General features: G+C 61.2%; 22 protein-coding genes. 20 read left to right on the top strand and 2 right to left on the bottom strand.

Going from position 1 to position 22,970, the window contains the following annotated elements; all coding sequences use genetic code 11:
* Positions 1 to 440 precede the first annotated feature (440 nt).
* The 7 genes from R4P70_RS31370 (at position 441) to R4P70_RS31340 (ending at position 4,979) form a co-directional block, all read left to right on the top strand.
* A complete protein-coding gene (locus tag R4P70_RS31370; protein WP_021334503.1) occupies positions 441 to 1,268 on the top strand; it encodes a C40 family peptidase in 828 nt (275 codons plus the stop codon).
* A gap of 10 nt (positions 1,269 to 1,278) precedes the next feature.
* Complete coding sequence (locus R4P70_RS31365; RefSeq protein ID WP_021334504.1) at positions 1,279 to 1,809, top strand: hypothetical protein; 531 nt, start codon at positions 1,279 to 1,281, stop codon at positions 1,807 to 1,809.
* Between the two features lie 579 nt (positions 1,810 to 2,388).
* Positions 2,389 to 3,009, top strand: coding sequence for a hypothetical protein (locus tag R4P70_RS31360; protein ID WP_021334506.1), 621 nt, complete (start codon positions 2,389 to 2,391; stop codon positions 3,007 to 3,009).
* On the top strand, positions 3,006 to 3,266 hold the full coding sequence (locus R4P70_RS31355) for a hypothetical protein (protein ID WP_021334507.1): 261 nt from the start codon (positions 3,006 to 3,008) through the stop codon (positions 3,264 to 3,266). The genes R4P70_RS31360 and R4P70_RS31355 overlap by 4 nt, the downstream gene beginning before the upstream one ends.
* A gap of 22 nt (positions 3,267 to 3,288) precedes the next feature.
* Complete coding sequence (locus tag R4P70_RS31350) at positions 3,289 to 3,804, top strand: hypothetical protein (RefSeq protein WP_021334508.1); 516 nt, start codon at positions 3,289 to 3,291, stop codon at positions 3,802 to 3,804.
* The gene (locus R4P70_RS31345) at positions 3,801 to 4,766 is read left to right on the top strand and encodes a hypothetical protein (RefSeq protein WP_134771769.1); all 966 of its coding nucleotides are present in this window, start codon (positions 3,801 to 3,803) and stop codon (positions 4,764 to 4,766) included. The genes R4P70_RS31350 and R4P70_RS31345 overlap by 4 nt, the downstream gene beginning before the upstream one ends.
* Before the next feature lie 75 nt (positions 4,767 to 4,841).
* Positions 4,842 to 4,979, top strand: coding sequence for a hypothetical protein (locus R4P70_RS31340; RefSeq protein WP_211919437.1), 138 nt, complete (start codon positions 4,842 to 4,844; stop codon positions 4,977 to 4,979).
* A 98-nt stretch (positions 4,980 to 5,077) separates the two neighbouring features.
* Here R4P70_RS31340 and R4P70_RS31335 read toward each other — a convergent pair whose 3' ends face one another.
* Positions 5,078 to 6,508 carry a cutinase family protein gene (locus R4P70_RS31335; RefSeq protein ID WP_021334510.1) on the bottom strand — a complete coding sequence of 477 codons (1,431 nt, stop codon included), beginning with the start codon at positions 6,506 to 6,508 and terminating at the stop codon, positions 5,078 to 5,080.
* Between the two features lie 39 nt (positions 6,509 to 6,547).
* Positions 6,548 to 7,399: an RNA polymerase sigma factor gene (locus tag R4P70_RS31330; protein WP_021334511.1), complete on the bottom strand. Its 852-nt coding sequence runs from the start codon at positions 7,397 to 7,399 to the stop codon at positions 6,548 to 6,550.
* Positions 7,400 to 7,730: 331 nt separating this feature from the next.
* Between R4P70_RS31330 and R4P70_RS31325 the strand changes: the two genes are divergently transcribed.
* From R4P70_RS31325 to R4P70_RS31265, 13 genes are all read left to right on the top strand, one after another.
* Positions 7,731 to 8,060 (top strand): hypothetical protein, encoded by a 330-nt coding sequence (locus tag R4P70_RS31325; RefSeq protein WP_021334512.1) that lies wholly within the window; start codon positions 7,731 to 7,733, stop codon positions 8,058 to 8,060.
* The gene (locus R4P70_RS31320) at positions 8,057 to 9,166 is read left to right on the top strand and encodes a conjugal transfer protein (protein WP_021334513.1); all 1,110 of its coding nucleotides are present in this window, start codon (positions 8,057 to 8,059) and stop codon (positions 9,164 to 9,166) included. Before R4P70_RS31325 ends, R4P70_RS31320 begins: the two co-directional genes overlap by 4 nt.
* Positions 9,167 to 9,186: 20 nt before the next feature.
* Positions 9,187 to 9,543 (top strand): hypothetical protein, encoded by a 357-nt coding sequence (locus R4P70_RS31315; RefSeq protein ID WP_021334514.1) that lies wholly within the window; start codon positions 9,187 to 9,189, stop codon positions 9,541 to 9,543.
* A 59-nt stretch (positions 9,544 to 9,602) separates the two neighbouring features.
* Positions 9,603 to 10,247, top strand: a complete 645-nt coding sequence (locus R4P70_RS31310) for a hypothetical protein (protein ID WP_021334515.1) — start codon at positions 9,603 to 9,605, stop codon at positions 10,245 to 10,247.
* Positions 10,247 to 12,787 carry an ATP-binding protein gene (locus tag R4P70_RS31305; RefSeq protein WP_021334516.1) on the top strand — a complete coding sequence of 847 codons (2,541 nt, stop codon included), beginning with the start codon at positions 10,247 to 10,249 and terminating at the stop codon, positions 12,785 to 12,787. Before R4P70_RS31310 ends, R4P70_RS31305 begins: the two co-directional genes overlap by 1 nt.
* Positions 12,784 to 15,027, top strand: a complete 2,244-nt coding sequence (locus R4P70_RS31300; protein ID WP_021334517.1) for a hypothetical protein — start codon at positions 12,784 to 12,786, stop codon at positions 15,025 to 15,027. Before R4P70_RS31305 ends, R4P70_RS31300 begins: the two co-directional genes overlap by 4 nt.
* Before the next feature lie 6 nt (positions 15,028 to 15,033).
* Positions 15,034 to 16,677, top strand: coding sequence for a M23 family metallopeptidase (locus R4P70_RS31295; RefSeq protein ID WP_021334518.1), 1,644 nt, complete (start codon positions 15,034 to 15,036; stop codon positions 16,675 to 16,677).
* Positions 16,678 to 16,693: 16 nt separating this feature from the next.
* Positions 16,694 to 17,302, top strand: coding sequence for a hypothetical protein (locus R4P70_RS31290; protein WP_021334519.1), 609 nt, complete (start codon positions 16,694 to 16,696; stop codon positions 17,300 to 17,302).
* Positions 17,303 to 17,762: 460 nt separating this feature from the next.
* Entirely contained in the window at positions 17,763 to 17,981 is a 219-nt protein-coding gene (locus R4P70_RS31285) for a hypothetical protein (RefSeq protein WP_021334520.1), read from the top strand.
* Positions 17,978 to 20,203 carry an FtsK/SpoIIIE domain-containing protein gene (locus R4P70_RS31280; protein ID WP_051721005.1) on the top strand — a complete coding sequence of 742 codons (2,226 nt, stop codon included), beginning with the start codon at positions 17,978 to 17,980 and terminating at the stop codon, positions 20,201 to 20,203. The genes R4P70_RS31285 and R4P70_RS31280 overlap by 4 nt, the downstream gene beginning before the upstream one ends.
* 33 nt (positions 20,204 to 20,236) lie before the next feature.
* The gene (locus R4P70_RS31275) at positions 20,237 to 20,566 is read left to right on the top strand and encodes a hypothetical protein (protein WP_030537893.1); all 330 of its coding nucleotides are present in this window, start codon (positions 20,237 to 20,239) and stop codon (positions 20,564 to 20,566) included.
* Between the two features lie 590 nt (positions 20,567 to 21,156).
* A complete protein-coding gene (locus tag R4P70_RS31270; protein WP_134771770.1) occupies positions 21,157 to 21,696 on the top strand; it encodes a hypothetical protein in 540 nt (179 codons plus the stop codon).
* Between the two features lie 73 nt (positions 21,697 to 21,769).
* Positions 21,770 to 22,480 (top strand): prepilin peptidase, encoded by a 711-nt coding sequence (locus R4P70_RS31265; RefSeq protein WP_167548986.1) that lies wholly within the window; start codon positions 21,770 to 21,772, stop codon positions 22,478 to 22,480.
* Positions 22,481 to 22,970 lie beyond the last annotated feature (490 nt).

The following is a 22,970-nucleotide window of genomic DNA, read 5'->3' as shown; positions in this document are numbered from 1 at the left end:
GGCGCGCTGGACTTGATCAGAATCCTGTTCGTGTACAGATCATCATCCGGGAAGGTGCGTCCTCCCGGGATCCACAGGTTTCGATCATTCCTCAGTCCCTTCCCGGCTTGAGGACAGGTGATTGTGCGTCCCCTCCTATAAGAGAGGAGGTCTGAGGTGGGGGTTGCTGTGACATCAATTGCGAAAGAATTTTTGACGGGGCACTGTGCGGGGTCCTCGTGGTGGTGCCGAGGTGCTGCTGAAGGGTCGCGTCGGTGGGGCATATCGCCAGTGTGACTGCGGGTCATTACATCGTGAGCAGCCCGATTTTGAGGCTGGAGGAGCGTGGAGCGGAATGTGCGTGATGTTCGTAGTGTCATGTGCGGCGGTTAGCGTCCGGATTGTCACCACGACGTTTGCGTTGGGAGTCCTACCAACGCACAAGGACCAAGGAGTTTGTCATGGCGTTCGATCCGATTTCGATTCTTGTCGCAGGTGTTGCTGCCGCGGGTGCAGCAGTTCAGGGTTCCCCTCTGCCCCCGCCCGTTGCGGATGTTGCTGCGAATGTGGTTGCAGCAGTCGAGCAGTCGGCCCCTGGGTGGGATGCTCAGCTAGCTCCCTACCTTGAGCAGCTTCCCGCGGACATTCCCGCGTACGCAGAACAATTGCTTCCCCAGCAGGACACATCGCCGGAGCCAGCAGTGCCTGATGCACCGGTGGAGAGCCTCGAACCGACCATCACTGTGCCGGCGCCAGTTGTTCCCGTGGTTGCTCCCGTCGTACTGGCCGGCCCGGGGTCCTCTGCCCCGTCTGCTGTTCCACCATTGACTTCGCTGATTCCCGGGTTGTCGGTGGTTCCCGAACTTGTCTTCGATCCGAACATTCCGCGCGACGTGGAGATCGCCCGCAAAGTTATCGAAGCGGCCTTGACGGCGCTCGGGCTGCCGTACCAGTGGGGCGGCGGAGCCCTCGACGGTCCGACGATGGGTGATGGAACAGGCGGCGCGACAGCAGGTTACGACTGCTCCGGGTTGGTGCGCTTCGCGGTATTTCAGGCCACGGGAAAGGAATTGCCTCGGACCTCGCAAATCCAGTTCACTGTCGGCACTCAAATCGCTTGGGACAGCGCACAGCCCGGCGACCTTCTCTTCGGGAATTGGCAGGCTGACGGCGCGAATCATGTTGCGATCTACCTCGGTGGGGGCCGCATGATCGAAGCACCGCAGACAGGGCAGCTCGTGCAGATCAGCGCCGTCCGCTCGGACATGGTGCCGGTCAGGCTCTTCTGAGCCGACAGCCATGTCCAGCGAGGACGAGGCACACGAAATGGTCGATGCGACGGGTACACGTCGACGACTGCAGGCCTTGCTCGCCAACGGGCACCGCGCGAAGGATCTCATTGCAGCTCTGGGCGTGCACACCAGTTGTCAACGAATCATTCGCAGCGAGAAAGTATCTGCGGTCACCCGAGACAGTGTCACGCAGTTGTACCGCGAGCTCGAAAATCGAGTCGGCCCGTCGGATCTGGCCCGCGAACGATACCGCGGTCTCGGTTACCTGTCGCCGATGTGGTGGGATCCAGACATCATCGACGATCCGGATGCTGAGCCTGCCGGCATTCGGGTGTACATGAAGATTCGGCTCGAAGACTCACAAGGGGTCAGCCGTTACCGACGAGTGTTGGTGGACGTCGTCACCGAAACACGAGTGGAACGTGTTGCCCGTATGCACCGACTGGGCCTCTCGGTCGATCAGATCGCTGTTCGTATCGGGACTCGGGTCCGTTACGTGAGGCGTGATTTGGCTGAACTTGGCGTTACGCATCGGTGATGGTGCTTCTGGTGAGAGCAGATCTGGATGTCGTCGGTGGAGGGGGCGGGGATCCAGCTCGTTGGATTCCCGCTCAGCGGGTCGAGGCTGGGCTGATGAAACGTACAGATCGACGTGCCTTTTCGTCGTGTGCGTGACTCGCTTTCCGAATATGACTTGTTCGAGATGTGCTGTACCGGATGTAGCGTCCCGTTTCGAGAGGTTGCTGGGGAACAAGCCCACAGTGGTCCGTTAACGATCGAGGAGAGTCGATGACGATGAACTCACCGGAACCGTCAACCGCGCAGGCATCGTTGCCTGGATCTGTGATCCATGGCGGGCGGGGGTCGAACGAGATCGTGTCGACCTTCCTGCGTGCCGCGGTCCTTGCCGGGCATGTAGATGGAGATCGGTTCCCTACCAACGGGAATGGTGACATCGAGACTGTAGACAAAAGGAAGATTTCATGAACAACATGGGGGAAAGTCGCATCGAATCCCGACTGAGCGCACTGCTCTCGGAGTTCGATACAGGCGAACAACAGAAGGGATCCGCGCGAATGGATTTCGCGCTGGGTGCACATGCAGACGGCAGGGATCGATGAGAACTCGTGAGCTCGTTGTCGTACAGGTCAATGCGACAGGCGACGACCCGGCGCGACACGTCGCGCTCGAAGTTGCGGCCGTGAGCCTTGGCAGTGAGAAGCGCTGGGACTTGACGGTGCCGCTCACCCAGGAACAGCTTGCGGATGCGGATCCCTCCGTTCTGCGCCGAAATGGCTATTACCGGCGAGGTTTGGCGGACAGTGTCGACCTCACTCGCTCTGTTCTCTCTGCTCGAATCGCCGACCTGGCGGGGGCTTTGGCTGGCAACACCCTCAGTGGGACGTCCCCGGAAGACTCTGCCGATTTTCTCGCCCGACTATTCCGTAGCTTCGATATCGAGCCACGATGGCATCCACGCCTGGCCGACATCGGAGCATTGACGGCTGGCGCATTCGGACTGGCTGCGACATCGATTCCGACGTTCACGGCGTGCTGTCGAATGTGGGGAATCGACTTCGACGCGGACGAGCCGTCAGCGATGACGACCGCCACAGCTGCGGCAGGGTGCTTTCACACTCTCGATCAGTACAACGCGGTCGAAGTGCTGCAGGGGAGCGATCCGCATCCGGTCAGGCTGTCAGTGGTCCCCGACCCGATAATCCGCTCGCAGCCATGATCGGGAAGGGGACTGTTGAGCGCTTCCTTTCTCGGGTCGCAGGTCGTCACCTCGCCGGCGCATATTTTGTCGTTGTCGTCATCGTCAACGTGGCCCAGTCGTGGCGACGAGATGGCGCCCTGCCGTCGTGGACGGTCTGGCTCCTCGACGTTCCGTTGGTAGTCGTCGTTTTCGGAATGACCGGATTGTGGATCGTGCAGCGTGTCCAGCGGTCTAGGGGATCGGACGGCCACCCAAACAACGAAACGTCACAGTGACGAACCATAGGAAGGTCCGTACATGACCGACAGCACCGCAATATGCGCGAAGATCATCCGTCGATACGCAACACTGCGCGAGGAATATCTCCACGGCGAGTCCGACGCGGATTTCAACAGCTCCTCGACAACTGATCAAGAGCGGTGGCTGATGTGTGAAATCAGTGGCCTACGTAAAGCCGCCGATCTGCTGTCTGCGGATGCATCAGAAGCCCTGATGGGGCTGCCCTCGAGGTACTGGGACGCGTGGCCAGACATGGTGGAGGAGATTCGCAGTAGACCGGTCGAGAACGAAGCCCGCTCGCAGAGCGCGACCTCAACAGCCGTTGCGCCGGGCCTGGACATGAACCAGAGGGAGACGTTCTCACAGTGCGCGCCGAGCTGCGATGCCTGTGGCACTGACGTCCCGCATCGCGAGGTTCCTTCAGATGGATGGACACAGTCGCACGGTGAAAACTACTGCCCTTCGTGCTCCTTCGTCCGACAACAGACCTGGGGAGCGACCACTCACTATCAAAAGAGCGAGGACGAATCATGACGCGTCGCCGTAGTGAATCTGAACGCCCACCGCACCTCGACTCGCGACTATCCACCGCGCCGGCGCAGTCGGCGAGTAAGCCCGAAGATCCCCGCCCAGTCATGCTCGCGAGAATCGACGCGCGAATTCGCGCACGATCGCGTTCCGTTTCAGCTACCAAGAGTGCCACGCTTGCGCTCGGCGCTTGGACGGAACGCGCAGTGACTCACTGTGGACTCACAGTCTCGGAAATCGCGAGCCATCTCGGAATGGCACGCACCACGCTCACGGAGTTCAGACGTCAGGCCAATGCTGCCGACTACACCATCACAGACGAGCAGGATGGAGGGATCCTGCAGTTGCCGGCGCATGACTTCGTCGACTGCGTTCTCTCCGCGGGTCCGCTGGCGGAGATCATCACGAGCACAGACCCCAGCGACCTCGTCTACTTGTCAGGTCAGCCGCTCCACCGATTCGACCTCTCGTCCCGCGGCTCGGTGCCGCACCTCATGGTCCGATGCGGGGACGACCCAGACAACTGGTTCATGCTGAGCCGATCCGGTTTCGACGGTGCAAACGCGGCCGACAATATACGTCTGGTTCTCGTTGCGCTCGGGGTCGAAATGCACATCATCGACCACATCACACGGCACACAGTCACCCATCTCGCGCTCGACGACGAGCATCTCCGAACGTCGAAAGCACACCACCTCGGTTTGCCCCTCCCCGAAGAAATCGAGGGCGGCCGCCGACATCTCATCACCCTGACAGGAAAGTTCGAGCCCTCGTTGCCGTCGGGGTACTTCGATGTCGAGGATCTCGTTCTTCGTGGTGTCGCGGGACGTCTGTTCGGACTCCTCGATCGACACCCACGGTTCAGTGGTGTACCGCGCCGCGGCACGATCTTCTCCACTCGTAGCGCTGCAGGTGCGGCGGGATTCGTTGACGATCACGGCACCGTCTACCCGATGGTGATCGAGTAAGGTTCGCTGCAGATCTGGGTCACAGATTTTGAACCGACCGATTTCACCGAATGGTTGCCGCAAGAATTTCACAGTGTGCTGCACTCTGCGGGGCTGCTTCCCGCAGGCTTGGCCGACGAGGATCCTGCCCAGGCCCTGCGGACGCTCACCTCCACAGGGTGCGGCCGCGCACCTGAGACTCATCTCAACGGCGGGATCACGTGGCTGCCGTAGTCCTCCGTTCTTCACTGCTGTGGAGTAGCGCAGACGCATTGAGGGCCACAGAACGAATTCTGTGACCCTCAATGCTCGCAAGCACCAGTTTGATGCAACTAGGCGGTGACAGCTGCCCCGCCGTTGTTGATCTGAGTGCGAAGATTGTTCGTCAGTTCCTCCGCGCCAGTTCGTCCGGAATCGTTGATCGGAGTACTGGCATAGGAGTTGTGATCGTCGTTGGCGATGAACGTTGCGTAGTTCAGTACCTCGTCGAGAACCTTGCCGGGGGTGAGTTCGTCAGCCATCTTGTTGAGCATGGGGAAGGCATCGAGAGGAAGTGCCTTCAGCGTCTTGCGAACCGCATTGTTGAGCTGGCCGACGAGCTTTCCGAGATCGGACGGCAGTGCAATGTAGTTCTGCATCGCCGCGTTCGCCGAGATACGTGAGACGGTTGCACCGATGGCTGCGTACTCGTTGATCGGCAGCTTGGATACGACCTGCCCGATGACGGTGGAGAGCTGTGTAGCGAAATTGATCACCTGAGGAGCCAGCTGCGCGAGCAGTCCTGGCACTGCGAGGAAGTCACCCCGGGCGACCGTGTCGGTGAGCTGAGTGACAGAGGCGGTGATAGGTGCGATGTCCGCACCGGGGATCGTCTTGGCGGCGACATCGGCGCTCAGATTTCCGACCTGTGAGGCGAGATCGAGAGCGAGTTGCGGGACCGCCAGGAAGTTCCCGCTCGCGACATTCTGGTTGAGTGCATCGAGAGTTTTGGTCAACGGAGCGCCGTTGAGTCCGAGGAGTGTCGTGACGACGCCGGCGACGGACTTCACGGGATCCCGCGCATCGATCTGTGAACCGAGAGCACCGATGAATTGTGTCCCGACAGCATCGTCGGGGGTGTTGCAGTAAAGGTCACCGGCAGCGCAGACGCTGACCGCGATGTCGCTCAGTTCGCCGAACCCAGCCGGTCGAGCGCCAGCAAATCCGACGCCCGTGATGGGAGCGCCGATGCTCTTTCCCGCGTTCTTGGATTGTCCAGGGTCAGCGAGAAGAGCGACGCCGAACATGCGATCGCGATCGACTGGTCCCGATCCGCTGCCGATATCTGCCGCCAGGTCGCCCGCCGCATCCGCGCCTTGGGAGAATCCAGTGAGACCGAACTTGGTGTTGGTGCATTCGGCGGCCTTGTCGGCGATCATCTTCGAAGCGGTGTCGATTGCCTGCTTCTTGCTTGTGCCGTAGGTGTCGGCTCTGTCGTCGACGATGAGAGCCATGTACGGCACGTACTCGACTTGGAGCTGCGCGGTAGAGAACTCGCTCGCCAAAGGATCCGTGACGTTTTTGAGCATGCCCCGGGACTGGTTTGGATCGGCGTCCGCGGTCGTCTCTGTTGTTCCGGGGATGGCGAGAAGAAGGTTGTCTGGGCACGCAGGCTTCGGCGCGCTTTGATTGGCTGTCGCGGCGGGAACCGCGACGACAGCTGCCATAACTCCGATGGCAACAGCGGCCACCGTGACTCGTCGTGCGGTGATGAATGTACTCATCGGAGTGTCCTTGTCTTGAGGGCGCGAATGGAGTGAAACTCAACTTGCGAGGGGAAGGTCCTTCTTCGCTGAGCGGTACATGGAGATCCGCTTGATCTTCGGTTCTGGGACGTTGAGGTGATCGCACACGGCGTCACGGACCCTGGCGATCGCGCGACTCAACCGCTTCCGTGCGGCTGCGTGCGTGATTCCCATTTCCTGCGCTAAAGCGGCGACATCGGCACCGTCTTCGTTCATGTACGACCGGGTGATCAGTGTGCGATCGGAGTCCGAAATGGTGCCCTGATCTACGGCCCAATTCAGCACATCCATGACATCAATCTCGGTGGGATCGTCGTCCCGAAGAAACTCCTCCGCTGCCCGTTCAGCATCTGCAATCTGGAAGTGGGCGTCGTCGACAGCGACGTCGAGAACCGCAGTTGTGGCGGTGATCTTGTGGAGGGTGTTGAGCGCGAGTTGCCCCGCGATTCCGCGGTGAGTCCCGCGGTAGGTCGAGATCGTTTCCCAGAATGCGTGAAGCGTCGCAGCGGTCCGGTCTGCGTACGCGGCCCGTGCGGAAACGCCGTTGGCAACTCGTGCATACTTCTGCATCCCGGTCAGTTTCGGACGCATGAATTCAATGAGCGTGCTGCCCGCCAGTGACGACCCCGCTTGGTGTGCGTGAAGTAGGACCGACAGAACGGCGTCCGGTTCACAGAAGGTGAGTGCCTTCAGTTCAGCGAACGACTCGGCACCCACAAGTTCGGGCCGGGTGTTGACCCACTGCGAGAGTTCGATACGAGCAGAAGGCGTCGCGGACTCTCGTACCCACTGCTGATGCAGGACCGCGAGAAAGTCCGTCGAGTTGACGGGAATGGTGGCGCTGGTGTGCGCGTGGATGGACGTGTCCACGGCGATCTCCTATGCAGAAGGAATTGGTCTGCATAGGAGTAGATCAACGGGTTATTGCCGTGACCTGCATGTATGTCATTGCCATTGGGGCTTCTGTTATTGCCACGGCCAGGCAGATCGACCCACATTCGCCGTGAACGCGGTCACAGTGAGTGGCGCAGGCGGTCGCCCGAGCAGGCAGTTCTTCGACTGGCAATGACACCGAAAACTGCTTCAGAAAACTTTTTGAAGAAAGTTCGCCGAGACCTGTCACAGCAATCCGAAAATCGAACCTCCTCTCTTGTAGAGGCCCTCGAAATTGCCGAGAGCCAGACGAGAGGAAGGACCTGACATGGCCGAGCCGGACCCGCAGGTGAGCACCGATCCATGGAGAGATCCGTTCACTCGTTTCAGTGGTGAAACAGACGATCTCGGTGGCCAGCTACGCGATGCAGGTCTGGTGTTCGCCGTACAGGAACAACTGCGGACCGCGCTGACGGAGCTTGCAGATCACCCCCTCAGTCCGGAGGCCGGCGCGCGGGTCCACTACCTGCTGGGCGAGCCTGCCGCTGGCGCACGTGCAGCGCTCGGTCGGATGAACACGAGCCGAAAGGCTGCAACGCAACCGCCGACTCTGTCGATCGTCGCGCCGCTCATCGAGAGCGAAGGCAGCTCCTCATGAGTCGCTTCAAGGGAATGAAACGGAAGCCCCGGACGGACAAGATCACCCTCGACGACAACGAACCACAGAGCGAACAAGCGACGTGGGCGCGCACCCAGGATCGGAAGACACAACTAGTCCGGTTCGGGCTTTTCGGAGCCATCGGAGCGGGAGTACTAGCCCTCGTTCTCGTGTTGTCCGGGTTCACCGTGTCATCGCCAACAGTGGTGAAACCGAAGTCCACGACATCCGTGAACACCGCTTCACAGGCACAGGCGGAAGACCTCGCGCAACAGTTCGTCGTGACGTGGCTTCAAGCGAAACGTGGTGCCGAAAAGTCGCTCGCTCCATACGTTCGCTCGGAAGGAATCAAGCTCCCTGCCGAAGCGCTCTTCGTTGCCAGCGACGCACGAATTGCAAGCGTCGAACTGCAACCTGCACCCGTGAAATCTGCCGCAGCATCCGGAACTGGTGCGCCAACTACCGACAAGTCCGATGTCTACTCCGTCATCGTCTCGGCCTCGGTGCGGCAGGTGTCAGAACCCTCCGAAGCCGCGCAGAGACGCTTCTATTCAGTACCCGTTGTCGTAAACGACGGCAGCGCTCGGGCGGCATCAATCCCGTCGCCCGTTCCGGCGCCTGCGACCGGGCCCGACGTGAATCTTGGCTACAAATACCGCATTGTCGCCGGGCATCCGTCGAACACTGCAGTCCAACAGTTCCTTGCAGCTTTGTCCGCGGGAACGGGAGAAATTTCGCGATACATCGCGCCGGGAACCTCCCTTCGGGCGATCAGCCCAGCCCCCTACAAGAGCGTCAAGGTCGTCGATCTCGTTTCCGATCGAGACTTCTCCGGTGAGGCTGCTGACAAAGCGCCGGCCGACGGAATCAAGATCCGAGTGCTCGCCACTGCCGAACTTTCGGTGACAGCCACCGAGTCGGTAACTGGCCAATATCCACTCACTCTCACCTCACGAGGCGGCCGATGGGAGGTTTCCGCCATGGACCCCAGTCCGGTGCTTCCGGCCCCCGAACAGAACACAGCAGCCAGCGGTGCTCCCTCTACACCTGCTTCGACGACACCCGCGAGCGCAACTGCTCCCACTTCAGCCACCCCCGTCAACTGACATCCACGAAAGGCATCCCGATGAGTACAACTGCACTTCTCCTCGACCCGAACACTCACCTCCTGGCGGAAGGAATCCTCGAATGGACCAACACCAAAGCCACCGAAACGCAAGACACGATCCGAATCCTCACCGCCACCGGCGCCTGCGGAGGCGTCGCCTTCACCGCAGTCAAGAGTCGATTCTCCATGGCTCCCATCCTGCTATCCGGACTCGTTGCGGGCCTCCTCGTGTGGATCGTCTGGAACGTCACCGAAGTCAAGGACAAGGTGGGCTCCGAACTCGACTCCATGGGCCACTCGATCGTCGTCGATGCACCCGAGCCGCGTGCTGACCTTCTCGGATTTACGAACCTGCCAGACCCGCATGACATCTAACGCACCTCAGCCCTGAGCCCAGCCAAACAGCGAGTCACCACGAAGGAGGTGCGAACGCCGTGAGCGAATCGGACCCGCAGTCAACGTCCCGAGAGGTCGTCAAGAACTACACCCGCGCACGAAAGTTCCCGCAGCTGCTCGGCATGACGCCGGATGGAAAGAAGCTCCCCGGCGGTCCGTACAGCTACACACAGTTCGTCGGCGCCGGACTGGTAGCCCTCGTGCTCTGGAAGACACCAGGAATTTGGGCGACAGGCTCGCTGATTCGCAACGTATTCGTCTTCGTCGCACTCGTCGGGGTCACTGCGTGGGGCCTTGGCAAGCTCCCCATCGGTGGCAGGAATCCACTCTCCATGGTCGCCGGCGTGAGCAAAGCGCTCGGCTCGCCGGCACAAGCGCCGAAGGTCTCCGGACCTACACCGCGCAGGCCCCGAGTACACGCACTCGCAGGCATGGTGACCGTCGTTCCGGTGCCCGCACTCGCGGCACAACCCCTCGTCGAACACATCACCGAAGCTCGCCCGGTCCGCATGGAGCCTGAACCCGCTTCGACCCCTGTTCAAGACCACACCCCGGAGCGCCGCCGAGTTTCACCGCCGTCGATTCCCCGGCCTCCACTGGCCACCCAACCCGCTGCATCCACCAGCGTCCAGCGTCTTGTCGCCATGGCCGCTGCATCGCACAACACCCGAGAGAAGGCCTGATGCTTCAACCAATCACAGCTGTCGGAGGAAACCTTCGGTGGACGCGCTCAGGCACTGTCTGGGCAGACTTCATCCTGACCGGCATCGAATACGGCTACAGGCCCGCTGAGGACAAGAGCACTGCACGGTCTATGCACAAGATGCTGCTGCGTGCACTCGACGGAGAAGCGCTTCTGCTCGGAATCTGCGCCAGCCTCAATCCCGAGGCGGTAGTGGCACGGATGGAAGAAGGAATCGATCTCGACGCACACCCACAGTGGGCCGCAGAGTGCGACGCCACCATCGAAACACTGGAAATGTTCCAACCTGGCAAGCGCATTTACTGGCTGTCCATCCCCCTGGCCAACAAGGGATGGAAGAACCAGGCGGCCGCGTCCTGGTCCGCTGCCCGCACAACATTGACCGACTATCTCGGACTCCCGCGAACCTCACTGGACCCGGAAGAAGTCGCCAGGCGGACAACGCAGGCAAACATGATCGCCGCCGACATTCCTGCCTACTTTCGTCCCACACCGGCGACGCCCGCACAGATGATCTGGTTGCACCAACACAGCCTTCAGCGTGGGCTCGGCCTGGATTCGGACGTTCCACTTTCCTATTCCTCGATCGGAACGAAGCCGATGGCCGCATTTACTGCCGCCCGGTTCGACGAAGGCGCCCAGACCGACCGCCCCAGTACTGGTTGGAAATCGAAGGCGCCGACGTTGACGAAGGCCCTCAAAATCGATCAGCCGTGGACTCTCGAGGAGCGGCCCGCGAACTACCAGTGCCTTTTGGCGTTGGCCGACACACCCTCCGGCAACACAGTCTTCCCCGGCTCCGAGTTCCTCGCCCTGGCCGATGCCATTGCCGGCGTCGACGTCGATTGGGGCATCAGACTTCACATACGCACCTCGGCGGAGGTGTCGAAGAAGAACAAGCGCGCCCTGATCAACCTGAACGAGCAGTTCAGCCAACGCGAGGGCGAAGTGTCCCATGGGCACGGGGTTCTCCACGCCGCAGCGGAGGACCTCGCCGAGTACGCCGCAAAAATGGATGCCGACAACATGGAAGTCGAAGTCCAGTCGACGACTATCTTCGCCATCGGGGCGCACACCGAAGAGGTCGCTCTCAGGGATGCGCGTCAACTTGCGAAGCTGTTCGAGCTGTCCAGTTACAAGTTGGTCAGCCCTCTCGGATTCCAAGAGGAGCTGTGGGGCGCACTCAACCCTGGGGTATCGACGCCCTCCATCGTCAAAGAGTTCGCTCAGATCACCACCTCCACCGATTTCTCCGCCTACGTGCCCTGCGTTCACAACGACTTGGGTGATTCGTCGGGCCCACTGCTCGCGTTGAACATCAGCTCGGCCCGGATCGGCGTGGTCCACCACGACGTCGCCAAGAAGTCCGCGGCCGACATCTCGGGTTCCTTCGCAGCGGTCGGGTCGCTGGGATCGGGTAAGTCAGTTCTCCTCAAAGGGATCGGCGGAGCCTTCCACGATCGCGGTGGGAAGATCGTCGTCGTCGACCACACCGAGGTGGGGGAGTACGCCCGATGGGCCGCCACCATCGCCGAGGCTGTCATCGCGGATCTGTCTCATCCCAAGTGGAGCCTGGACCCACTGCGAATCTTCGGGCCCGACAAGGGCGCCGAGGTTGCGACATCCGTTCTGCTGCCACTCCTGCAGCTCCAGCCCGACGAGCCGCTCGGCGTCCTTCTCGGCACCGTCCTCGAACCTGCCTACCGCGGTGAGCACGGATTGCTCGGCGGCGGCCTCGGGGACATCCTCGATCACCTCCGCAGCGACGAGTGCACCCTCGTTCAACGCATCGAGCTGGCCGACAAACTCGGCGTCTATGCCCGCAAGTCCTATGCAGCGGCCTTGTTCGAGAAGGGACTGCCGGCACTCGACATCACAGCGCAGGCAATCGTCTTCCGCACCCACACGGTCAAACTTCCCAGCCAGCAGGAAATCGTCCAGGAACACCTGTTCCGCCAGCTCGGGCTGGAGAAGCGCGTAGGCCGAGCCATGTATGCACTCATCGGTCTGATCGCCCGCGGGATCTGCTTCGCGAATCCGACTGAGCCCGCGATGTTCCTCGCCGACGAGTGCCACCGCATGACGCGCGCCGAGGAAGGCGTCGACATCGTCATCGACTTCCTCCGAGAGGGCCGCAAGGAGCAGGCATACATCGGGCTCGGATCGCAGGACCCGGACGAAGGTTTGGGCAATGAGACCTTGCGAGGCTTGATCCCTACGCGGTTCGCGATGCGCCAGACAGATGCCACGCTCGCTCGCCGGTCTCTTTCATTCGTCGGTCTGGATCCCAGCGATCCCGACATGTTCAAAGAACTCACCGAACAGACGTCCCCCGTTTCGGGCAAAGACCCGGCCACCGGCGCGGAATACGTCGAACCTCATCGCCGTGGGGAGGGCTACATGCGCGACGCCTACGGCAACATCGGCCGAATCAAGGTGCTCATGCCGTCGGAGCCGAACCGCGCACACGCAACCCAGACGACGCCGGACAAGGCGCCCAAGGAGCTGATCGACGCATGAATGCCACAGCAATGTCGCCTGCCGACACGTCCCGCACCGTCTTCTCTGTTCGCGCCGGCGTCAAGGCGGCATTGCTGTGGGTTCTCTGGTCATGGGTTCCTCAACCTGTGTGCTCAGCACTCGATCGCCGTACCAAGGGGCTGCGAGTGTGGTTGTGGGCAACGAAAATTCGGCGTGCAGTAGTCAGAACGGTCGTCGGTTGGCACTTGATCGGAACGGTCGCGGTCATTGCAGCTCTGCCCGCACATGCTGAAGACGGATCCCGATCGCCGGAGAACCGCTACTTCAACTTCATGCTGGTGAAGGACTCACACGGCATTTCCGTATGGCGGTACTACCTCTCGATCGACGAAGGTTCCGCTCGGCACCCCACCTACATGGCGTACTCCATCATCATCCAGATCCAGTTCGAGATCTATCGAGCGATCTCAGGGGCGGCGATCTGGTTCATCACCTGGAGCATGTCGTTCGACTGGCTTCCGAAAATCGTTGCACCCGTACGAACGCTCGGCGATGCGGTCACGTCGATCACCGGACAGTTCAACCTCACCACCACGTTTCTGACAGTGACAGCGGGCGTCGTAGCGATCTGGATTATCCGCGGACGCTGGTCGACCGGCATCTACGAACTCATGATCTCCTGCGCGATCGCGGCGCTGGCAGTGGGTGTCCTCTCGAACCCGATCGAGCGCATCGCCGGCCAAGACGGGCTGATCATGCAGGGCCGCGACGCCGGCCTGCAGATCGCCGCGGGACTTGCCAACGACGGAGACATGAACTCGAGTCCCGACGAAATGATCAACGACATCGGAGCGGGCCTGGCGGACAGCTTCATTCGCCAACCCACCCAACTACTGAACTTCGGAACAGTCATCGACAGCGACCCCTCTGCAGGCGCCGACTGCATCGAGGCATGGGACTCGGCGCACGAAGACAAGAAGGGCAACGACAAAGACACCCTCAAGGACAACATCGCCGACTGCGACGGATCCGGCGCGAAAGACATGAAGGACTACGCCGACAACCCTGGACCCTCCCAGGTCATCGGCGGCCTGATCCTCGTACCCGGCAGCTCGATCATCATGCTCTTCGCCTTCCTGTTCTCAGGGGCGATGTTGATGGCAGCAGCGGCAGCACTCGGGTCAGCAGTCAAAGCGATCCCCGCCCTCGTGTTCGGTATCTTGCCCGGAGCCGGCCGCGGATCGCTGCTGAAAACCGCCTCCACTGTCATCATGTCCATCTTGATCATGGTGTTCGCAGTGGTCTTCGTTGCGGCATATCTGCTGGTGGTGCGATCGTTCTTCAATACGGAGAGCGGCGGGTTGATGGAGAAATTCGTCTTCGTCGACATCGTCCTGCTCGTCGGGCTCGTCATGTTCCGCCGAGGGATCAAACGTCTACGCAAGCTCTCCGACACCCTCGCACAGAAGATGGCCACCCGGCCCGGCGCAGCACCCACCGCGATCAGCAAGTCGACTCCGGTCGCCAGCCCGATGCAGAACGCCGCCGCAGCAGCACAAGTCGGCCGGCAGGTCTACCAGGGTGGAAAAACGCTCGCCAAGCACGGCGCCAAGGCGGCCCGCCACGGCGCAACTGCAGCGAAAGCCACAGGCAGCGCAGCACAAGCCGCCGGTGCGGCAACGGGTACAGCCGCGACCGGCGGAGTCGCTGCGGCCTACTTCGTAGGTAAAGCAGCAGTCGCAGGGGTGAAAGCAGTCAAGAACAAGCGCGCGGCGGGTAAAGACGTCGAGCCGGCTGCGAAATCCGAGACGAAGGAAAAGGACTCCACCGCGACTGCCGCAGCGATCGCGGCAGGGCAGAAGGGCAAGGATGCCGCGAAATCGGCAGTGTCCTCAGCTACCGCAGCGGCGGCATCGAAGGTCACCGGCGTCCCGGTCTTCACCGGTGCACCCAGACCTCGTCGGGACCAGGTCGCCAAGCCTGGAATCAAGAAGCCGGTCAGCAACGCACCCGTCTCCACTGCCGCTCGGCCCGCACGCGGCGACCGAGGCGGAGCAACACCGAAGACCACCAACGTCGGACGAGACACCTTCCGCGAGTACCGCACGAGCAATGGTTCGCCGATCTTGTTACCGGAACCCAAGAAGAGCTCCACCCGCCGAACCTCGGAGTCACCGACGTCGACCAACGAGTCCTCGGCGGTGCCTCGGGTTTCGCCGTCCACCGCTCGCCCGCAACCGTCCGAGTTGGTACGGCCCTCCAGACACTCCGCCGGGTAGGCGGCAATGAACTACAAGCACTGGATCGCGATCGCTCTCGTTCCACTAATGGGCGCTGTCCTGATCGTTGCCATCCCGATCATGATGCTGCTCCGCAGCGGATCGGACGCCTCGACAAGCTGCGGCGGGCCTGCAGTCACGGCGCCTGCCGGCGCCGAAGTGGCACCGACCGACCCCTCCGTTCTCGCCGGAAAACAAACCGAGATCGTCCGCACGATCATTGCCGTCGGCGAACAGATGGGCTTCTCCGATCAAGGCATCATCGTCGCGCTCTCCACCGCATCCCAAGAATCCGGATTCAAGAACTACGCGAACGACGGAACCGGCATCTTGGCAGCCGATCAAATGGATGTCGCCAAGTCGTTGAACTACCCGCACGACGCCGTCGGCAACGATCACGGCAGCGTCAATCCATTGCAACAACAGTATCCTTGGTGGGGAACGATGGACGAGCTGATGAACCCGCAGATCGCCGCGATCAAGTTCTACGAAGCTCTCAAAAAGGTTCCGGGCTGGGAATCGTTGCCGGTCACCGTTGCCGCGCAGAAGGTGCAAGTTTCGCTGTACCCCGACGCCTACGCCGACGACGAGATCATCGCCCGCCGTCTGTACGCGGAGAACAAAGGCGCAAGCAAAGACGCACCCGCGCTGCCCCCGCAATACGACAAGCCGGTCTCCGGCGGACCGCAGGACGTGGGCGACAGCCCGATCAACGTAGGCGACAGTTTCGAACTCGACGTTGCCGACGTCCTGTGCGGCGGCGGCGCGGCAATGGACTGCGCGCCGACCAACAATCCTGCCGAAAAGGGACTCACACCCGACGCCCTCCGAGTGATGTGGTGCATCACCGAAACTTTCGGAGAACGGCCTTGGGCGAACGTCGGCGATCGCCCGTCGGGCGTCGACCGGGATCATCAAGAAGGTCGCGCCGTCGACGCGATGATGACCGAGGGCGACGACGACTACCGCGCCCCCGCCGGCCGAGCCAAGGGCGATGCGATCGCGGACTTCGTCGTCAAGAACGCCGACGCCTTGGGGGTCAAGTACGTCATCTGGTACGAGAAAATCTGGACGCGAAGCCAGGATGCGGTAGGGCAACCCGGAAGTTGGGGACCCTACGACTACCCCCTCGGTGGCAACAGCACCGACACCGTCGCCCACCGTGACCATGTCCACGTCAGCGTCTACGGCAATGCCGCGATCGCAGCGCCCGGCGCCGGCGCGATCGGTGACGGAAACGCGCGACTACCCGTCGACCCAGGCAAATACACGATCACCTCCGGCTACGGCTACCGCTCCAACCCCACCGGAACGGGCGGGCAGATGCACGCCGGTCTCGACTTCGGAGCAGCCTCCGGGACCCCGATTTTCGCCGTGACAGGAGGAACCGTCACCCAAGCGAGCAACGTCGGCGATGGCTACGGGAACTGTGTTGTCATCACCACTGGCAACACTGAGACCCGATACGCACACCAAGTCGACGGCGCAATCAAAGTCAAGGTCGGAGATCAGGTGAGCGCGGGAACGGAAATCGGCGGAGTCGGCACAACCGGCGACTCCACCGGCGATCACTTGCACTTCGAGGTTCGGGTGGACGGCAAAAGCACCGATCCGATGCCGTATCTGCAAGCCATGGGCCTGACCCCCTGAAAGAGAGAAGCACGCGATGTCATTGCCACCGTTGGGAAACCCCGATGACCAGGAGTTCTCCGAGGAGAACGAACCCACCGAGCAGAAGCAACCACCACGCTCACAGGTGATCATTGCCGGACTACGCCGACATCGATTCGCGGTCGTTGCCATAGCTCTGATCAGCGGATTCCTGCTTTACACGCTGGTCATCGCTCGACCAGATGACTCCTCGCCGCCGTCGGAAACACCCACCACGACATACGTGGCGGAGGCTCCGCCTACCGAAGCGGAAGAAGACCACGGTGACGGCACGGACGCCGACCACAACACCCCGATGGGAGTTGCCGGCCAGTACAGGGTGGTCGCCCGCGGCTTCGCGCAAGACTTCACAACGCCCGGCGCCGACTGGCTCGACCGTGTGAGCAGGTGGGTGACACCGCATCTGGCGCAGGCCTACACGAGCACAGATATCCGTCGGGTGCAGCAGGCGCAGCTGGTCGACCTCACCGAATACTCCACCGGAGCTTCTGTTTCGGACTTCATCGCCACCTACGACACCGGACTCGAGCTGGCGATTCGAGTGGAGTACAGCTCCACAGGGTGGCAGGTCAGCACCTGCCAACCGATGAAAACTGCGTACTGATCACTCGCTGAACATTCCAACCAGAAGGCCGAGACCGCATCCGATGAATGTGGCCTCGGCCTTCTCTCATGTGTCCACACGACTTGCCGTCGACGGTCGATTGGAAGGCGTCTGTAAGGGGGTCATGGCGGATCTGATTCGAGAGAGATTCTGCGTTGACGCAGTTGTGGCAATAACGCAATATAGCCCCGGGCTGGGGGGATGCGCTCCGTCCTTAGCCTCGCAAGCTCGTCACGTCGGAGCGTACCTCCCCTGTCAAGGGGGTGTCCACCGAAAACCTTTCAACCAGGAGATTCACCTCGATCACCAATCGGTAGGTCACCGGTGACCCACGCACCGTCCACCATCGGCCGACCACGCTGGCAAAAAAAGTTTGTGCCGACCTGTCACAGAACGCGTTCATCCGAACCTCCTCTCTTATGAGAGCCGAAATTCCGGCTCGTCCCAGACGGAGGTACGAATGATGACGACCACAACGGGTCCGACAAGCATCGCCAATGCGAAGCAGAAACCGACCATCACCTCGGTCCTCGTGTTCGGAGTCACGGGCAACTCGGCGCGAATTGTGGCAAGTCGCTCGTACCCGAGCAGCGGAGCGACGAAGGATGTGCCGGCGGCGACGCTCGTGCACCTCGGATCTTGCGTGCATTGCCTTCCCGCGGCGGAGGTGAGGGCATGACCGCCTCGATGGAAAAGGGCGTTTCGCGTGCGATGGAACTTGCCTCCGCACGCCAGATCGCCGCGCAGTCCCCGCCACTGGAAGCTCGCCCGCACCCCGGGTTGCGCAACGCCGCCATCACCGCCGCCGGAGGCGCAGTGTTCGCCAGTCTCGCCTCGATCATCGATCAGAGTGCGTGGGCGGTGCCGATCGCCGCAGCCGGCGGCGCGACGGCAGTCGGCGTGGGGGCTCTGGGTTATCGCGCGAAAATGCGTGACGTCGAGGTCGACCGTGCGATCGAACAGCTCAGCCCTCAACTAGGACTTGCCGCGCCGAGTCGGGAAACAATCAAAGCCAGCCGGTGGGATACGCGAGGGTGGCCTGGGCGTCCTGGGCGCCTCGTGATCCGATACGCGTCGGCGAAATTGTCGCTCGACGAGCACTTCATTGCGCGCATCAACGAGGTGCTTTCCGGTCAGGCGTGGGGCGAGTACCGATTGCAAAAGCACGACACACGGCGCCGGCGAATCATCTTCGTTCCGACTCGGGCCAGCGAAGAAAAGACTGTTGAGGAAGCTGCCAGCATCGCGCGTGCAAAACGCACCGTTCTGACCTTGCTCGGACCCACCGGCAAGATCACGAAGACGGAGTTCGATCCAGTGACGGGCGAGTTGCGTGCGTTGGAAGCCAGCCACGAAGTCGGAACGAAAATAGCGCCGTCGGGGTATCGCAACCGAATCGAGCGCACCGTTTCCGGGTTGCTGTCAGGGCGCTGGCGCGCCAAGTGGGAACTGGAAAAGGACACAGTTCGATTCGAGGTCCGCCCGAATTTCAAGACGAACGTGTGGCACCCCGCTCCAGTTCTTTCCGATGACAACCCCTTGATCAACTACGACAGCGTCAAGATCCCGTACGGCATCGACGAAGACGGTCACGTCATGTACTGGCGGCCAGCTGTTGACCCACACATGATGCTGGTCGGTTCCTCCGGAACAGGAAAGACAGTCACCGCTCACACAGTCTTGACCGAGGTCACGGCCAATGGCTGGATCGTATGGGTCGTAGACGGCAAGGGAGTCGAATTCCTCGGTTTCCAAGACTGGCCGAACGTGCAGATCGTTGCGGCACAGATCGCTCATCAAGTCGCTGTCATCCATCGTGCATGGCAAGTCATGGAAGAGCGATACGCAGCGATCATCGCCGGAGAAGCTCAAGAAACCGACTTCGAACCTTTGGTGCTGTTCATCGACGAGTTCGCGGATTTCCGCGGCAACCTTCTCAACTGGTACTCGATGATCAAAGGCAAGGGCGATCCCACCAAGCCTCGTACATTGCAGGAGGTCGGATCAATCGCCCGTAAAGGTCGAACCTCCCGGGTGCATATGGTTCTCGGCACCCAGCGCCCGGACGCCGAATATTTCGGTGGCGACATGCGCGACAACTTCCGGATGCGCGTCTCCATGGGCAGGCTCTCCCCACAAGGTGCGCAGATGATGTGGGAGTCGATGAGTATCGGCACTTCAATTCCACGGGGATGCCGCGGCCGCGCCACCACGGTCAACGACGCGAATGACGCAGTGGAGATCCAGACGTATCGCACACCGGATCCGCGCAAGGTGGGCCCGGGCGATGAAGGTTACGAGCTTTTCGAGGTACTTCGCCCCGCAGTGGCTCGCCATCCGCGCCTGCTGATTCTCGACCCCGAACCTGACGAGGTCGACATCGACAAAGGCGACTCGGAAGAAGTCGAACTGAGATTCCACAACTACGCGATGGCGCCGTGGGGACGTGCAGAGGACCATCCCTACAGCGATCCAGTCGCGATGCGCGCCAAAGGAAGATTGCGCGATAGCGCCCGAGGCGCCACCCCGCTCGAAATTCTCGGAATCTACTCCAAGCGGCTACCCCGCACCAAAGATCTCCTTGACGCTGCCGAGTCTGCCCACGCCCGGCCCGCACTCACTGTCGTTCCGGAGTTGCTTGCCGATGACGTTGTCGAGGATGACTGGGAAGGCTTCAGCGAACCCGCCGCGAGCTCTCCAGGGGACATCCAGGTAGGCGACTTGATCTGTGTTGACGAGGACACCGACCACTGGGCCGTGGTTGACAGTGACCCGGGCCCGGACGAATTCGACGACGACCACTACGCCATCACCTGGCGCGGTGACGGCGACTCCGAAGGCGTTCTGTCGGTCCCAGGGGACGGCGAGGTCTCGCGGCGTCGAGCTCTCGAATTCGCCTGAACCACAACCAGTTCAATAGACAAGGACAAATCCATGACGAACTCGAATTCTCGAAACACCTTGTCGGACTCGGATATTTTCCTGTTGCTGTGTCTGACACCATTCGCCGTCCCGCTGGTCATCGCGCTCGTGCCCGGGTGGTGGGGAAGTTCGCTGACCTGGCTAGTCGAGCGGAAAATCCTTGTCGCCGCGTCGGAGTCGCCGCTCTTGACGTTTCCAGGCCAGATCGGTGGTCTCGACTTACCTCGCCTCGTTATCTGTGGGGCAGTCTTGATCGCTGCATCGGTGTGCGGATTCAGCGCACTTCGGGCGCTCCATGAGCGACGGATCGATCGCCGGCTCGCGTCTGGGGATCGGTTGTGATCGGTCGCATCGCATCGGTCAACCTGGACGACGAGGTCGACGCTGCGGTATCGTCCGAATCGCTAGCTGGGACACGGACTGACCATCCGTGCACACACAACCGAAAAGAGAATCCAATGTCCTTGGATAACGCTGTTTCGCGCATGCCTTCTGCACCGTGCACACTGACTTCGCCGACCGACGAAGACGACGGGCTGTTTCCGCTGCCGGCTTCCACCGCTAGAGTGGAGAGCAGGCCGGCTTACCGGTCCGCGGAGCCGGAGTCTGTGAGAACGGGTTGGTCCCCTGACTCCAGATCCCGGTTGGACGACGTTTCACGTCGCTCCTCCTCCGGCGGCGGGACGTTTAGGACAACCTCCCGCCGCCTGAGGTCCACCACGGTTTTCAATTCCGACGGATCGCGCCGGCATCTGGAAGTTCTTGAAGAAGCCGGACTGACTCGACGCATGATCGCGCGCTCGGCGAAGGTCAGCCTCAAGGCGCTTTCTACGATCAGTTCGCAAACACAAAAGTCGATCGATGCATCCGTCGCGCAACGAGTGCTTGCCGTGACGTTTCACCCTTCTGACGATCGGAAGAGGACTCCGGGTGTGGGTGCGCAACGACGCATCCGTGCGCTGGTCGCGATGGGGTTCCCGTTCAGTGATCTGGCACAGCGCCTGGGTGTTTCGCAGGCAGTACTGGAATCCTTGCCCGAGAAGGGCTTGATTCGTGTTGCGTTGTGGGAGTCGATCGATCGTCTCTACGACGAGCTTTCGATGACATCGGAAGCTCCGAATCCCGCAGTTCGAGATTGGGTGCGCGATGTTCAGGGCTGGGCGCCTCCGTTGGCGTGGGATGACGATGAGATCGACGACTATCGAGCCCGCCCGCACCGTCCCCGAGGTCTCAAATCGCTCGATCCTGTTGCCGTCGAACGTCGCCTGAATGGGGAGCGCTCCATCAATCTCACCCTCGCAGATCAGGAGGCGATTGTGAAGGTGGCGCTGTCGCAAAAGTGGCCCGTCGCGCGACTGGCCGACGTCCTCAGCTGCGACGAGCGAGCAGCCAACACACGACTGGTCCGTTATCGTGCTCGAATGAGAACGAAGAGTGCCGCTCATGGCGAGAGTGTTTCGGATGTTGCGTAGCGCCGCGCGACCACAGTTGTCCACCATCCGAGTTCTCGTCTCTCTTCTCGTTGTCCTCTTTGCATCGGGAGGCGTGACACTTCTTGATAGCACTGCTGAGGCGCTCCACGCCCAAAATCGTGTGGTTTCTGGCGCACTTGCCGTGGGAATTACTCTGATCTGCGCCGTGATGGCGTCGCGCGGTTTGCGAACCGCTGTCACTGTGTGGTGCAGCGATGCGGACATCCCCTTCGAAGTGACCAGCGCAGCTACCCACATTGCTTCTATCTTCACGGCCGTTTTCTGGCTTCTGGCAACAGAATTCGCGAACATGGGAGCAGCGTTGCCTGCCGTCCTGGCACTGTCGACTATTGCTGTGTGGTGTGCGGTCGTTGATCAAGCAACGATGCGAATTCCGACTTCCGCCGCCTACACCGCAGCGACACTGACGCTTTTGCTGATTGTCGTTGCAGGGCTGTTTGATTCAGATGCGTCAGCGATCCTTCGTGCGGTCGCGGGCGGTTTCGCGACAGCGCTGATGTACCTGCTTGTGGCATGGGCCACGAGGGGAGGGGTGGGGTTGGGTGACGTCAGGTTAAGCCTGAGTCTAGGATTTGTGCTCGGATATCAGGGTTGGCCGAGCGTAGTTGCCGGGCTGATTTGGCCGGTAATCGTCTTGTTCCCAGTGGTGATCGGCACGATCATTCAGAGGCGCATAACTCGATCAACCGAGACAGCGCGAGAAATTGCCGCCGGTCCGGGTCTTGTCGCGGGTTGTGCGCTAGCCCTCGCCCTGAACGGTTGAATGGAACCGGAACTCGTCTGGTAACCGCAAGATCCATACTCACATCATCCTCTGAACCGCCAGTGTTCAGAGGATCTTTTTCTGCTGTCTTCGCGGGTTAACGGCTATATTTCACAAATGACGTGTCCAAAGTGTATTGGGTCGTCGTTATGGTCCGAACCAACAAACTGATCGGGGAGGGCACTGTGAAAATCTCAGGTACATCCAAGGCAATGGCATGGGTTGCAGGAGCGGCTGTCGCGGCAGGTGTTGCACTGGCCACCTATCCGGACGCAGCTCCTGCTGTACCTCCTCAAGTCCCGAGCGCAGAGGTTTTACAGAGCGCGGTGAAAGTCGCGGGCCTAATCGAGAGCTCGTCGGCCGTAGACCAGGTTCCGAACGTTTCGGGCTACCAGAGGGGTTGTGGGAAGGGAGAGGCCCCGTTGACTGAACTAAATGCCGAATGGTGCAGGTCTGAAGGGGTGGGGTCGATGTGGGTCGGTAGCTTGCG

The sequence above is a fragment of the Rhodococcus sp. IEGM 1241 genome, from assembly GCF_033142365.1.
GTDB classification, from domain to species: Bacteria; Actinomycetota; Actinomycetes; order Mycobacteriales; family Mycobacteriaceae; genus Rhodococcus_F; species Rhodococcus_F erythropolis.
This window is presented reverse-complemented; position numbering and strand designations above follow the sequence as displayed.

Excerpts from the sequence above, each read along its gene's own strand:
- R4P70_RS31370 (WP_021334503.1), top strand. The coding sequence starts at position 441 with ATGGCGTTCGATCCGATTTCGATTCTTGTCGCAGGTGTTGCTGCCGCG.
- R4P70_RS31365 (WP_021334504.1), top strand. The coding sequence starts at position 1,279 with ATGTCCAGCGAGGACGAGGCACACGAAATGGTCGATGCGACGGGTACA.
- R4P70_RS31360 (WP_021334506.1), top strand. The coding sequence starts at position 2,389 with ATGAGAACTCGTGAGCTCGTTGTCGTACAGGTCAATGCGACAGGCGAC.
- R4P70_RS31355 (WP_021334507.1), top strand. The coding sequence starts at position 3,006 with ATGATCGGGAAGGGGACTGTTGAGCGCTTCCTTTCTCGGGTCGCAGGT.
- R4P70_RS31350 (WP_021334508.1), top strand. The coding sequence starts at position 3,289 with ATGACCGACAGCACCGCAATATGCGCGAAGATCATCCGTCGATACGCA.
- R4P70_RS31345 (WP_134771769.1), top strand. The coding sequence starts at position 3,801 with ATGACGCGTCGCCGTAGTGAATCTGAACGCCCACCGCACCTCGACTCG.
- R4P70_RS31335 (WP_021334510.1), bottom strand. The coding sequence starts at position 6,508 with ATGAGTACATTCATCACCGCACGACGAGTCACGGTGGCCGCTGTTGCC.
- R4P70_RS31325 (WP_021334512.1), top strand. The coding sequence starts at position 7,731 with ATGGCCGAGCCGGACCCGCAGGTGAGCACCGATCCATGGAGAGATCCG.
- R4P70_RS31320 (WP_021334513.1), top strand. The coding sequence starts at position 8,057 with ATGAGTCGCTTCAAGGGAATGAAACGGAAGCCCCGGACGGACAAGATC.
- R4P70_RS31315 (WP_021334514.1), top strand. The coding sequence starts at position 9,187 with ATGAGTACAACTGCACTTCTCCTCGACCCGAACACTCACCTCCTGGCG.
- R4P70_RS31305 (WP_021334516.1), top strand. The coding sequence starts at position 10,247 with ATGCTTCAACCAATCACAGCTGTCGGAGGAAACCTTCGGTGGACGCGC.
- R4P70_RS31300 (WP_021334517.1), top strand. The coding sequence starts at position 12,784 with ATGAATGCCACAGCAATGTCGCCTGCCGACACGTCCCGCACCGTCTTC.
- R4P70_RS31295 (WP_021334518.1), top strand. The coding sequence starts at position 15,034 with ATGAACTACAAGCACTGGATCGCGATCGCTCTCGTTCCACTAATGGGC.
- R4P70_RS31290 (WP_021334519.1), top strand. The coding sequence starts at position 16,694 with ATGTCATTGCCACCGTTGGGAAACCCCGATGACCAGGAGTTCTCCGAG.
- R4P70_RS31285 (WP_021334520.1), top strand. The coding sequence starts at position 17,763 with ATGATGACGACCACAACGGGTCCGACAAGCATCGCCAATGCGAAGCAG.
- R4P70_RS31280 (WP_051721005.1), top strand. The coding sequence starts at position 17,978 with ATGACCGCCTCGATGGAAAAGGGCGTTTCGCGTGCGATGGAACTTGCC.
- R4P70_RS31275 (WP_030537893.1), top strand. The coding sequence starts at position 20,237 with ATGACGAACTCGAATTCTCGAAACACCTTGTCGGACTCGGATATTTTC.